Origin of the sequence: Pricia antarctica, from assembly GCF_900101815.1 — a bacterium.
GTDB lineage: Bacteria > Bacteroidota > Bacteroidia > Flavobacteriales > Flavobacteriaceae > Pricia > Pricia antarctica.
Genome location: NZ_FNAO01000001.1, coordinates 491,932 through 504,729 on the forward strand (window position 1 = coordinate 491,932; position 12,798 = coordinate 504,729).

Below are 12,798 nucleotides of genomic sequence, written 5' to 3' on the forward strand. Positions count from 1 at the left end.
ATATTATTTGTAACTGCTCCAGACGAGTCCATGATATCTTTACTCCTTTTTCTTGTTTATACGGGAATAGAAAACTATTTTTAAGATTCATACCTGTTACACATCCTAATTTAAATCCCGAATCATTACATCGACAAATCCATCCTGTCTTTCAATCCCTTAGTCATAGAATGAAGAACGAAAATCCATTCCTAAAAAACAATTTTTTACTGGAAAGCAAATATGCCGAGACCCTGTATCATGACTTTGCGGCCAAAATGCCCATAATCGATTACCACAATCACCTGCCTCCCAAAGCTTTGGCTGATGATGTGGTCTTTGATAACATTACCCAGGCCTGGATTGACGGCGACCACTACAAATGGCGAGCCATGAGAAATCTGGGCATCAACGAAAAATTCATCACAGGAAACGCATCCGACGCCGAAAAATTCGGGAAATGGGCCTACACCGTGCCTTTAACAATGCGAAATCCTTTGTATCATTGGACGCATATGGAGCTTTCGCGTTACTTTGACTGTACCGAGCTACTCTCGGAGAAAAATGCATCATCCGTATACACATCGGTTTCGGATAGGCTCAATACCCCCGAATTCAGTTGCCGTAACCTGATGTCAAAAATGAACGTAGAAGTGCTATGTACGACAGAAGATCCGACAGATACCCTAGAACATCACCAAAAATTGGCCAAAAGTGATTTTGGCACCCAGGTCAGCACCGCATTCAGACCGGACAAGGCCATTCTTATTAACAGTAATAGCTATAATACGTACATAAATACTTTAGGGGATGTTTCGGGCACTTCTATCGATACCTATGATGCTTTGTGCGATGCCCTTAAAAAACGTATTTCATTCTTTCACGATAACGGTTGCCGGCTCTGCGATCATGGTCTGAACCAGCTGTATGCCGATGATTTTACCGAGGCAGAGGTCAAATCCATATTCAAAAAACGCCGGGAAGGGAATACGCTGTCGCAAGAGGAGGGAAACAAATTCCAAAGTGCCTTGCTACTTTTTCTATCGGAAACCTATCACGATTTCGGTTGGGTACAGCAGTTCCACTTGGGCGCTTTACGCAACAATAACGGCCGTATGCTCGAAAAATTAGGTCCGGATACTGGATGGGATTCCATCGGCGATTACCAACAGGCCGAAAGTTTATCGAAGTTTTTGGACAATTTGGACGGCAAGGACAAACTGACCAAGACCATTCTCTATAATGTCAACCCTACTTTTAATGCGGTCATGGCTACTATGATCGGTAATTTCAACGATGGTAGTGTAAAAGGCAAAGTACAGTGGGGCTCGAGCTGGTGGTTCTTAGACCAAAAAGATGGAATGACCGATCAGATGAACACGCTTTCGAATATGGGGCTTATAAGTTGCTTCATAGGAATGCTGACCGATTCGAGAAGTTTTCTATCCTTCCCGCGACATGAATATTTTCGCCGTATTTTGTGCAATCTTTTCGGGAATGATATCAAAAATGGGGAACTGCCCAACGATATAAACTGGATCGGCAAAATAGTGCAGGATATTTGTTATACTAACGCTAAGGAATACTTTGATTTTTAATGAAATCGTATCTAAAATATATCGTTTGTCTTGTATTAGTATCGGGGTCATACTCCTGCAATGAATTAGCTGGAACGCGAACCATACGTTTGGGGCATGGTCTCGATACCAGCCACTCGGTACATAAGGCCATGGTAAAGATGGGAGAGAACCTTAACGAGCTCTCCGGCGGAAAAATGGTCTTGAAAATCTATCCCAGCCAACAATTGGGTACCGAACGGCAGTGTCTTGAGCTGTTACAGATCGGAAGTTTGGATATGACCAAAGTTTCGGTGGGTACACTAGAAAACTTCGCGCCCAAAATGAAAGTGTTGGGCCTTCCTTTTTTGTTTCGGGACAGACAACATTCCTTCGACGTTCTTGACGGCCCCATCGGGCAAAGCTTATTGAACGAAGGCGAACAATATTGGCTCAAAGGCCTTGGTTATTACGATGCCGGTAGCCGTAGTTTTTACACCAAAGACCGGCCCATAAATACTCCTGAGGATTTGAAAGGCTTGAAAATTAGAGTGATGGAAAGCGTTACCGCCGTGAACATGGTCAAAGATCTCGGCGGATCACCAACACCTATTTCCTGGGGCGAACTCTACACGGCCTTGCAACAGGGTGTCGTAGACGGTGCGGAGAACAATCCGCCTAGTTTTTACCTTTCCAGACATTACGAAGTTTGTAAATTTTACACTTTGGATGAGCATACGGTCCTGCCCGACGTATTGCTGGCCGGCACCCACTTCTGGAACAGGCTTTCCGAAGAAGAGCAAGGCTGGTTAAAACAAGCCGTTGATAATTCCATCGGATATCAAAGAAAATTATGGTTAGAATCTGAAGAAGAGGCCCTAGCGGAAGTCCAGAAAGCCGGTGTTGAAATCATTAGGCCCGATAAGAGTCTATTTTCTGAAGAAGTAAATGAAATCTACGACAAGTATAAGGACGATACCGAAATGTATCAATTGATACAGGATATACGGGCGACCAAGTAACCAATCTATATTACAAATGCAACTACGAAAAACAATCGATAATGTACTGGCAAATGCTTTGGTCGTGATTATGGCCGTCATGGTGCTGAACGTATTATGGCAGGTAGCCAGCCGATTTCTTTTGGGCTCCCCAAGTTCGTTTACCGACGAGCTGGCCAGATATCTTTTGATTTGGATTGGTATCTTAGGTGCGGCCTACGTTTCAGGGCAAAACTTGCATGTGGCCATCGATGTACTGCCGAAGCGTTTCAGTGAAAGAACGCAAAAAAGGTTACGGCTCGTTGTTACTTGGCTGATCATCTTATTCAGCCTATGCGCCTTTGTCATTGGTGGCGCTAGGCTCGTATATATAGTGTATGTGCTCGACCAACATTCCCCCGCGCTTCAAGTTCCGTTAGCCTTGGTATATTTGGTCATTCCCATTAGCGGACTTCTGATTATCTACTACAAAATTTCCGATATCCTTAATAAATAAGCCCAATGGAATATTTACCTGTATTGGTTCTAGTCATCAGTTTTATCGTCTTATTGGCTATCGGAACGCCTGTAGCATGGAGTATCGCCATCTCATCGGTATTGACCATGTTGGTCAGTATTCCTTTTTTACCGGCATTTACAACGGTATCCCAACGTATAGGAACCGGTCTTGATAGTTTTGCGCTGTTGGCCATACCCCTTTTTATACTCTCAGGGGAGTTGATGAACAAAGGTGGTATTGCCCACCGGCTGATCGCCTTTGCCAAGACCTTGGTAGGTGCGCTCCCTGGTGGTCTTGCGTTGATCAATATTATATCCGCTATGTTAATGGGTGCCATTGCCGGCTCGGCAATGGCCGCTGCATCGGCCATGGGAAGTATTATAGGTCCGGAAATGGAAAAGGAAGGCTATTCCAGGGAATTCGGTGCGGCAGTAAATATTACGGCAGCCACAACGGGGCTGGTAATTCCCCCCAGTAATGTACTGATCGTCTATTCGCTGGCCAGTGGTGGTGCTTCTATTGCCGCGCTGTTCCTGGCCGGCTATATACCAGGGATACTTACGGGACTTTTCCTAATGATTGTAGCCTCCTTATGGGCCAGGAAAAAAGGGTTTAAACTGGGAAAGCGAAGTTCGTTCAGGGAAATATTCAAGACCTTTATTGACGCATTACCTAGTCTTTTCATGTTGGTTGTGGTCATCGGCGGTATCGTAGCCGGTATTTTTACCGCTACTGAAGCTTCGGCCATCGCCGTGCTCTACAGCCTGATACTCGGATTTATTTACAAAGAAATTACCATTCCTAAACTCCCAAAACTTTTATTGGATTCATCGGCCACCACCGCTATCGTAATGCTTCTTATCGGCACCTCGATAAGCATGTCTTGGGCACTCTCTTACGAAAATATTCCGCAGGATATCAGCGCGGGCCTTCTGAATCTAAGCGATAATAAAATCGTAATCCTGCTTATCATAAACGTCTTGTTGCTCTTTGTGGGTATTTTTATGGATATGACCCCAGCCGTGCTCATCTTTACCCCTATTTTTCTACCGGTAGTTACCAAACTTGGAATCGATCCGGTACATTTCGGAATCATCATGGTACTTAACCTCTGTATCGGTCTCTGTACGCCACCCGTAGGCTCAGTGCTATTCGTAGGGGTCGGTATAGCCAAAACTACGATCGAGAAGGTCGTAAAACCCCTGTTGCCACTTTTCGTGGCCATGATTATAGCATTGATGCTAGTCACTTATATTCCGGCGTTGAGTTTGTGGTTGCCGAGTTTGTTTGATTTGTAGAAGAGCGCTGAAAATTATTTTAAAAAGGCGCTTTAACCCAGAACCAGAAGATACAGGAAAGTGTTAGTCCGTGGAAATATCACAATAGTTAAGGTCAATTATAAAATTATCGGCTGATAGGATATGAAAGCTACCTACAAACCGGATTCCGTATCGGATTGGATTTTAAGGGATTTTTTTAGAACCGCAAGCCAGCGACAGAACGCAAATAGCGCATAAAATTATTTTGATGTAAGGGGGATCATATCGTGCTAAGGTCTCTTTTTAATACGTTCATACGTACCGTCGTCAAAAATGACCTGATAATCCGATTCGAATAATTTGCTGGGGACATAATAGTCGGTCGTAATAATCTGGGCACCGGATTCCTTTGCCTTCTCAAATTTGGAATAGTTATTTGCACGCGCCTCCTTGGTGTCAGCGTCGGCACGGGTTCGTACCATGTATCCCAAGGCGACCAACTCTTTTATTTTATCGAAGTCGGCAATGGGGTCGTTAACAATACGAAAGGCCGCTTCAGGGTTTCCTTCGGCTTTGTTTACGAAAAGAACGGCCCCTTTGAGTGACGGAAACCGCTGGAGATAAAGGTCAAGCTTCGCATCCCCTTCGTCCAAAACGAACAGGAATTTTCCATTTACATCCTTTAGCTTTGGCCATCCATCCTTAAGTACGGCTTCTTCTAAAGTAGTACTGCTGCCACGAACCAAATCGGGAGTTATCAGTTTTTCTTCGGAAAAGATGCTCCGAATTTCGGCATCGATGGTTTGAAGGGCTTCGGCATCGAAAATTAAGGGCTTTAGGGTATTTGGAATTTCTCCATCCTTGGCATTTATGGTTACGATAATAGGTGTGTGCCCCGGATTTTTATCGGACCACTTTTTAAGTTCGGTCAGCGCATCCTTAAAAAGGAGTTGGTTGCTTCTAAAATCGATTTCTTGAACATGGAAGACCTTCAAACCGGGAACTTTCAACTTATTGGCCTGATCAAAAGGCAAAGGTATATTACCCGAAGCTTTAACAATGTCAAGACCAGCAGGATTAGAATAGTAACTTCCTTTGGGATCATTGAAAACGTCGAGCTCCAAATTCCGTAGACCCAATTCTAACTGTTCCGTAAACGGAGGATGTTCGTATTGTAAAGATCGACCCGTCGCAGAATCGAGTTGAAAGAGATAGTCTAAAATCGGTCGTTCGATGGCCACCTTGTAACTATTGTGGCTTCCGATTATCTGGATGTCATTTATCTTAATATCCTCTAAACTATTTTTATATGCTGAATTATTGAAGAACTGTATGAACGCAATCAGTGAAAATATAGTGTATAACGTTTTCATAAGCTTAGGTTCAATTGTACTTTGACTCTTTCCTTTTATATTGTTTAACTATGTGTTGAAAAAACACGGCAAGAACAAAACTTTCTTACTGTATTTTTTAAATTCTATATTGATTTAATATCCTGGGTTTTGCACTAAAAATCCTTTTTCGCTAGAAGCTCCATCGATTGCTTGTTGCGGAATCGGGAACAATCTTTTGTTGACATCGCTATCGGTCTTCCCCGTCCAAGAATCTTCATATTTGCCAAACCGTATTTGATAGTTTCTTCTAAAACCTTCCCAGTACAGCTCAAATCCGGTTTCACGGAACAAAATATCCATGTCAATAGAAGTCAATGCATCCGGAATCTGTGCTGGGCGGGCAGTTCTAGAAGCTCTCAACGTATTGACATCGGTCAATGCCCCGGCATTATCGCCATTTCTCAATTTGGCTTCGGCACGCATCAAATAAATCTCTCCCAAACGAATTAAAACTAAATCAACACTACTATTACTACAACAATTAGGAGCGGTATGGCTGAATTGGTATTTTGAGAATCGGTAACCCGTGTTATGTAAACTACCCTCATCAGTGAAGTCAACTTTGAGTGTATGGTCAACATAGCCCAGGTTTGCACCGCTAGTTCTTCTATTGATTACGGGGTATATTCGTACCGTTCCATCGTCACAAGTCAAAATATTACCTCCATCATCTTTTCTAGGGCCCCATATAATACCACGTAGTATTCCCCTGTTAATTTCAAACTCCTCGGCCTTAATACAATAGTAGTGGTCCGTATCGTTTGCTGGGGTTACCCCCGTAAGATCTTTAAGTTCATCGGGTATGATCGTATTTTGTTGAAAGAAACGGGCATCGGCATCTGCCGGATCTACATTGCCGTAGGCATCTACCCAAGTCTGATAAAAATCTGCGGTAACAGCTACCGCATCCGTTCCACGGGTGCTTGGGAATTCCGGCCTTGGGATTTGGTCGCCTGATATTGGCCAATATGCCCATCTACTGTGCTCAGTTTGAAGTACGCCTCTTTGATCAAGCGCAAATATAAGTTCAGGATTACTATGGTTATCATCATTGAATAATTCAAAATATTCGGCAGATAAGGAATAAGGCCCGGCAATAATATCGTTAGTATATTGTATAACCTTATCCATATCGGCTGTCTTAAAGTCGGGCGAACCATAGGGATCTCGATAAACGGCGGCATTCAAGTATAAACGTGCCAACAAAGCACTCACTGCATCTTTTGTAAACCTGCCTGGCCCCTTCTCGTTATTAATAACATTAGCGACTGACAGAAGTTCACCTTCAATATAATCGATTGCTTCTTGTCCTCTTAAAATTTCAGATAATTTGTCCGAACTTTCCTTTTTGAAAACTAGACCCCAATTATCAAGTGCCAACATATTTAGGTAGGCCTTCATGGCTATCATCTCGTAAATTGCATCTTGGGCTTTTGCATCACCCTGTTCAGCTTCCGGACTTAATCTTTCCACAGCTAATACCGCTCTAGATAGACATAGGGATATATTTGTCCAAGAATCCCCTATCAGGCTATTACCCGGTGTCATAAGATGCTGGTGAACCGCTATGAACTTACCCCCATCAAACCAATCCGTACCCCCGCGATAGGGAAGGATGCCTTCATCGGAGGCAACTTCTTGAAGACCAAAATTAACGGTATGAAGCCATACATTGCGTAGACGACCATATACTGGCGCTAAGGAACCACTTACAATCTCTGCTTGACCGGTTCCGGTCTGCGACTCGTCAAGAATTTCCTCATCTAAATTGGTACAACCAAAAAGTGCGAGTAAACATACCACTATCGGTAGTGTTGTGTTAAATCTTTTATTTTTCATTTTATTTCGTTTTACTGTGTTATTAGGAAAGGAATCGATTTTCCCTTTTAGAATGTTATATTGAGCCCAACTAAAAAAGTTCTTGCCTTTGGATAGGTAAAACGGTCGATACCAAAGGTCTGAATTTCCCCTGAAGTTGACCCCGTATTGACTTCAGGATCGAATCCTGAATAATCCGTGATTACAAATAGGTTTTGTCCTGTTAATGAAATACGGATATTTTGGAACGCATCCCCAAGACCGATTTTATCAGAACTTAAGTTATATCCTAAAGTAGCATTGTTCAATCTCAAGAAAGAGCCATTTTCCAAGTAACGTGTAGATACGGTGTTGGAATTGTTAAACGACTCATTGGGAAACTGAACTGCAAAATTCGTTGTATTGTTTGACCTGGCCAACTGTGCCTTATTGAATAGTGTCATCGTCGTATGATTGTAAATCTCGTTTCCTGTTACGCCATTAAAGTTCAAACCCAAGTCAAAGGCCTTATACTTAAAGTTCAAATTAAACGCGTAAATAAAATTAGGAATCGCACTGCCCACGACGCTACGGTCATTGTCCAATACTTCCCCATCTCCATTGATGTCCTTGAACACGTTCAAGCCATCAGCACCAATGCCATCAAAATTAAGCATGTAGAATGCACCAATCGGCTCATTATTTATATAGCCGTTGATGGTCGCCCCCGTCTGGCCGGAACCTTGCGCCGCCCCAGTGGTCAAGACCGAATAGGGTGAATCTTTCACCTCGTTTTGAATATAGGTTATGTTGCCCCCAATATTATAGGAAAAGTCGCGCTGTGCCTCGCTGTTATACTCCAACGCAAACTCAACACCACTGTTATATATCTTCATATCTTCAATATTATTCCAAAATGTAGCGGTAGGCTCAACAGGATCGGCCGGAACAACTTCCAACAATATATTTGAAGACTGCTTGTTGAAATAATCCAAAGTACCGGTCAACCGATAATTAAAGAGCGCAAAATCGATTCCTATATCTATTTGTGTAGATACCTCCCATTGCAGGTCGGGGTTTGCCAAACGTGTAAATACAATTCCGTACGGATAACCATCAATTGAGGTGGCATCGGTGTCTATAGGGTAGGTATTGAGACTGCCGGCGCCCTCTATTAATCTATCTTCCGAAAAACTGGCTTTTGTAATCTTGGCAGGAATCTCTTGGTTGCCCGTTTGGCCCCAGCTGGCGCGCAACTTTAGGTTATTGAATACTGAGTTAGCCATAAAATTTTCATTGCTAATGTTCCAGCCCAATGCAACAGAAGGGAAATACCCATATTTGTTGTTCTCTCCAAACTTTGAGGATCCATCGGCTCGAAGTGTAGCAGTAAACAGATATTTGTCGGCATAAGTGTAATTCAGTCTACCGAAGAATGATTGAAGCTCATTCTTAACGGCCGACGCACTTACTGAAGTAGGATATACATCAGAACTTGTCTGGTCTTGGAACCTGGGTTCAATATCATTATTAGCAAAACCCCTATAAGAAAATATTCTTATCTCCTCCAAAAACTTTTGGTAAGAATGTCCCGCCAATAGAATTAGGTTATGAACATCTTTATTCCAAGTATAAGTAAGTGTATTCTCGACCAGTTGATTAGTATTTGTACTGATCGCACTTTCCAATGACCCATCTGAAATATCGGACTCATTTACAACCGACGGGAAAGGTTTGTACTGTTGGTCTCTATTTGTAGCGGAGTAATCAACACCGAGGTTAATCTTATAAATAAGGCCGTCTATTATCTCTATTGATGGGGAAATACTCGCTAAAATACGGTTGTTGATGGCCGTGTCGCTATATAAATCATACCTTTTTATAGGATTTAATGCGTTTGTGTTCAATAAGGTAGGTTCACCGTTTGTATATGCCGGAACGGTAGGGTTCAAGCTAAGCATATCACTTATGGTCGATGTGATGAGCGGGCGTAAATTTTCGGTGTGGGAAGCCGTAAGGTTATAATCTACGTTTAGCCTACCGTTGAATGCCTTTTGGTTCATGTTCAATTTTCCCGAATAACGCTTTAGATTGCTATTTTTCAAGATTCCTTCTTGATCCTGAACGCCAACCGATGAGAAATAGGAAAAATTTTCGCTCTTGGCCCCACTCATGGAAAAATTAAGGTTTTTAGTTACTCCCGTTCGGCTCAATTCATTTTGCCAATCCGTATTTCCTCCAAAGTCTTCCAAAGTTCCGCCCACGGCAACCACTTGTTGACGAAAATCCTCGGCACCGAATACGTCTATTTGACTAGCAATGGAAGATAAAGCTGTGGATACCGAAAAGTTCATTTCGGTTTTTCCCGATTTTCCTTTTTTAGTGGTAATTACAACAACCCCATTAGATGCCCTGGAACCATATACTGCCGTAGCACTGGCATCCTTTAACACATCGATACTTGCAATATCGCTGGGGTTTAAAAAGTTAAGAGGACTTGTGGCAACACCTGTAGCCGAATTGTCGAGCAAAAAGCCATCGACAACGTAAAGTGGCTGTGTTCCAGAACGCAAACTACCGATACCCCTAATAATCACATTTTGTGACGCACCTGGCTCGCCACTGTTGGAGGCAATGTTGACACCGGCCATTTTACCCTGCAAAAGTTCACCTGGGTTCGTAACCACGCCCTGGTTAAAATCATCACTTTTAACAGAAGCTATGGCACCGGTAATGTCAGACCTCTTTTGGGTACCGTAACCAACCACGACAACATCATCCAATTGCGTAGCATCCTCCTCCAATTGAACTGTCAAGGTCGTTTGCCCCGCAACGGAGGTTTCCGTTGAGGTATATCCAAGATAGGAAACGTCCAAAACCGCATCATTGGCTACATTTATAGAGAAATTACCGTCAAAGTCTGTGGTAGTGCCATTAGTGGTTCCCTTTTCAAGTACCGTCGCCCCAGGTAAGGGCACATTCTCAGCATCGGTGACGGTACCGGAAACCGTTGTCTGTGCCAAAGCTGTAGAGGCAAAAACAAGGCAGGCGAGAAATAGTACTATCTTTACGTTTTTCATATAGGATGGTATATTTAATATTTAATTCACTTTGAAATTAGCAAATATTTACATATCATTAACATTTTTTGTGATTTATTATCCATCTTTCTCGATGCGTATTTTCTGCTGATTCATTTTTAGAAAAGTCCAAAAGTAATGTAGTATACGTTCAAATTGTGTTACCAAAACATTAGGTTTGCTTTAACAAATCACGAAGCTGCAGTTAGGGAAGATGATGTGCTATAATACTATACCAAATCGCTAACTTTTCCTTGGTGACTTTCTAAACGGGGGTAAATAAATCGTGTCCAAGACTAATACGTACTCAAACACGTATTGCTTTGGATTATTCCTGAACTTTCAAGACCTTTAAAATTTTATGAAAGACTTCACTGTTTTCATAAACTCCTTGAAATTGGTTGGATTGAGGGCCATACGCAAAAATGGGAACCATCAGGGCCGTATGGTCATGTGTAGTGAAATCGCCCTCGATTTCGTTTCTTTCAAGATTTCCCTGAGGGAGTGTCAAACCGCCCGTTTCGTGGTCGGCAGTGATAATGACCAAGGTATTCGAATTTTGATCGGCAAATTTCAGGGCTTCGGTAATCGCCTTATCGAAACCTATGCCTTCCGAAATGATTCCCCCAATATCATTTTCATGGCCGTAAGAATCGATTTTGGCACCCTCGACCATCAAAAAGAAGGGTTTGTGTGTATTTTCGAAAAATCGAAGAGCGTTGTCGGTAGCCTTGGCCAGTTCATTGTTGCCGCCGGATGCTATCTTACCGGGCATCAAAAATCCTATTTTATCCTTTTTACTTTTTCCGACCTCATCCACGGCAGATAGCATTGAAAAATCACCAGTCGAATTCTCATGCCGGTTGTTGGGGTTTTCCGTGGATATAAATAAAGTCAGCGGACTTTTGGCGAAATCGTCCATAATTCCTTCCGACATCGAACGGTCTTGCCGATGGGCGTAAAATGACGACGGGGTAGCGCCGGATATTTCATCCGTAGTGATAATCCCAGAAACAAACCCCTTTTTGGCAAGCAGTTCGGTGATATTCTCTAGGGGGTTTCCTTGGCTGTCGTTACCGATAGCCCGATTGGGGACTTTCTTACCGGTGGCAAGCGCCGTACCCGCTCCTGCCGAGTCTGTCGTAAAATCATCGGCGGACTGTGTTTTCAAAAGACCCATATTTTTGAGCTGTGTGAGGGAAAGGGCCCCCTTATTGGCCATTGCCGTCGCAGAAATTTGTGCGAGGCCGTTTCCATCACCGATCATCAAAATAATATTTTCAACGGCCTGATTTGTGCCATCGGTGGCAAAAGTCGGGTGATATACCTCCGAGAATTTCGTATTTTGATAATACCTATCTGGCAATGTGTTTATATACTGTGTGCATTCAAAAGGCATATCCGTATTGACAAAATCCACTCCCAAATCGGAAAAAGCTTTCCAAGCGGTCTTTGAATCGGGTGTGGCCCAAAAGCGGAATGGTTTTCCTAACGCATGGGCCTTTTCTATAGTGGCCAGCACTTTTTCGAGGTCTTGCGCGGTCAACCTTCCCTTACCGTTCCATTCGGAGAAATTCCTAAAGCTCAAACTGATCAGTGCGATTTTTTCAAGGATGGCTGAATCTTCTACGACATCCAAACTTTGGTAGTCGAAGAAAATATAATCAGGATAGTTTAGGTATTCCGTGGGTTTTGGGCGGTTGCCGGAAATGGCTACGGTTATGCCATCATCCCCGCGAATTGATGGATACCTATCCAAAACCTGGATAATGGCATCAAGGGTGGCATAGGGTTCCGATTTGACATCGATAAGTAATTGTAATTTTTTTGGGCGGTTCAGTCCAAGGGCAAGTGCTTCTTGCAGCGGTTCGAAATAAAGCCGTTCCAAACTGCGCTTGACATCGATTTCTTCTTCGGCATGGGCCACAAATAAGGAATCACCGACCAGAAATACGTCGGCCTCTATGGAACTAGCCCCTGCGGCATAGGCTTTCCAGAAAGGCACATTCTGCAGATAATCATTGTGGGAATGAATACGGGGCAGCACTCCATCTTGAGCAATTAGGCCGTTGGCAATTAATACTAGAAAAAGAAATAATTTTCCCATACTTACTTCTTTTGGTGCAGCAATGTATGAAATGAAGTCGTTAAAAAAGTTTTAAGCGTACGAAATTATTAGGTTAACCAGTCGAAAGTTTCCAGAATAAAAAAAGGCACAAACAAAAAATCCCGA

Annotated in this window: 8 protein-coding genes; 4 read left to right on the plus strand and 4 right to left on the minus strand. The window is 42.9% G+C overall.

All coding sequences use genetic code 11. The annotated features are described in order from the left end of the window. The first annotated feature begins 170 nt into the window (after window positions 1-170). From uxaC to BLT07_RS02060, 4 genes are read left to right on the plus strand one after another with little or no spacing between them, the layout of a single operon-like run. Window positions 171-1,577: a glucuronate isomerase gene (gene uxaC / locus BLT07_RS02045; RefSeq protein ID WP_091865195.1), complete on the plus strand. Its 1,407-nt coding sequence runs from the start codon at window positions 171-173 to the stop codon at window positions 1,575-1,577. Beyond that, entirely contained in the window at window positions 1,577-2,557 is a 981-nt protein-coding gene (locus BLT07_RS02050; protein WP_091865197.1) for a TRAP transporter substrate-binding protein, read from the plus strand. The genes uxaC and BLT07_RS02050 overlap by 1 nt, the downstream gene beginning before the upstream one ends. Before the next feature lie 16 nt (window positions 2,558-2,573). Beyond that, window positions 2,574-3,032: a TRAP transporter small permease gene (locus BLT07_RS02055; RefSeq protein ID WP_091865199.1), complete on the plus strand. Its 459-nt coding sequence runs from the start codon at window positions 2,574-2,576 to the stop codon at window positions 3,030-3,032. Window positions 3,033-3,037: 5 nt separating this feature from the next. Further along, window positions 3,038-4,333, plus strand: coding sequence for a TRAP transporter large permease (locus BLT07_RS02060; RefSeq protein ID WP_091865201.1), 1,296 nt, complete (start codon window positions 3,038-3,040; stop codon window positions 4,331-4,333). Window positions 4,334-4,584: 251 nt separating this feature from the next. On the opposite strand, the gene BLT07_RS02065 is transcribed toward BLT07_RS02060, so the two are convergent. From BLT07_RS02065 to BLT07_RS02080, 4 genes are all read right to left on the minus strand, one after another. Continuing rightward, complete coding sequence (locus tag BLT07_RS02065; RefSeq protein WP_091865203.1) at window positions 4,585-5,667, minus strand: phosphatidylinositol-specific phospholipase C1-like protein; 1,083 nt, start codon at window positions 5,665-5,667, stop codon at window positions 4,585-4,587. Between the two features lie 114 nt (window positions 5,668-5,781). Continuing rightward, window positions 5,782-7,527 carry a RagB/SusD family nutrient uptake outer membrane protein gene (locus BLT07_RS02070; RefSeq protein ID WP_091865205.1) on the minus strand — a complete coding sequence of 582 codons (1,746 nt, stop codon included), beginning with the start codon at window positions 7,525-7,527 and terminating at the stop codon, window positions 5,782-5,784. Between the two features lie 47 nt (window positions 7,528-7,574). Then, the gene (locus BLT07_RS02075; protein ID WP_091865207.1) at window positions 7,575-10,565 is read right to left on the minus strand and encodes a SusC/RagA family TonB-linked outer membrane protein; all 2,991 of its coding nucleotides are present in this window, start codon (window positions 10,563-10,565) and stop codon (window positions 7,575-7,577) included. 328 nt (window positions 10,566-10,893) lie between these two features. After that, entirely contained in the window at window positions 10,894-12,672 is a 1,779-nt protein-coding gene (locus BLT07_RS02080; RefSeq protein WP_091865209.1) for an alkaline phosphatase, read from the minus strand. Between the last annotated feature and the right edge of the window lie 126 nt (window positions 12,673-12,798).

Excerpts from the sequence above, each read along its gene's own strand:
- uxaC (WP_091865195.1), top strand. The coding sequence starts at position 171 with ATGAAGAACGAAAATCCATTCCTAAAAAACAATTTTTTACTGGAAAGC.
- BLT07_RS02050 (WP_091865197.1), top strand. The coding sequence starts at position 1,577 with ATGAAATCGTATCTAAAATATATCGTTTGTCTTGTATTAGTATCGGGG.
- BLT07_RS02055 (WP_091865199.1), top strand. The coding sequence starts at position 2,574 with ATGCAACTACGAAAAACAATCGATAATGTACTGGCAAATGCTTTGGTC.
- BLT07_RS02060 (WP_091865201.1), top strand. The coding sequence starts at position 3,038 with ATGGAATATTTACCTGTATTGGTTCTAGTCATCAGTTTTATCGTCTTA.
- BLT07_RS02065 (WP_091865203.1), bottom strand. The coding sequence starts at position 5,667 with ATGAAAACGTTATACACTATATTTTCACTGATTGCGTTCATACAGTTC.
- BLT07_RS02070 (WP_091865205.1), bottom strand. The coding sequence starts at position 7,527 with ATGAAAAATAAAAGATTTAACACAACACTACCGATAGTGGTATGTTTA.
- BLT07_RS02075 (WP_091865207.1), bottom strand. The coding sequence starts at position 10,565 with ATGAAAAACGTAAAGATAGTACTATTTCTCGCCTGCCTTGTTTTTGCC.
- BLT07_RS02080 (WP_091865209.1), bottom strand. The coding sequence starts at position 12,672 with ATGGGAAAATTATTTCTTTTTCTAGTATTAATTGCCAACGGCCTAATT.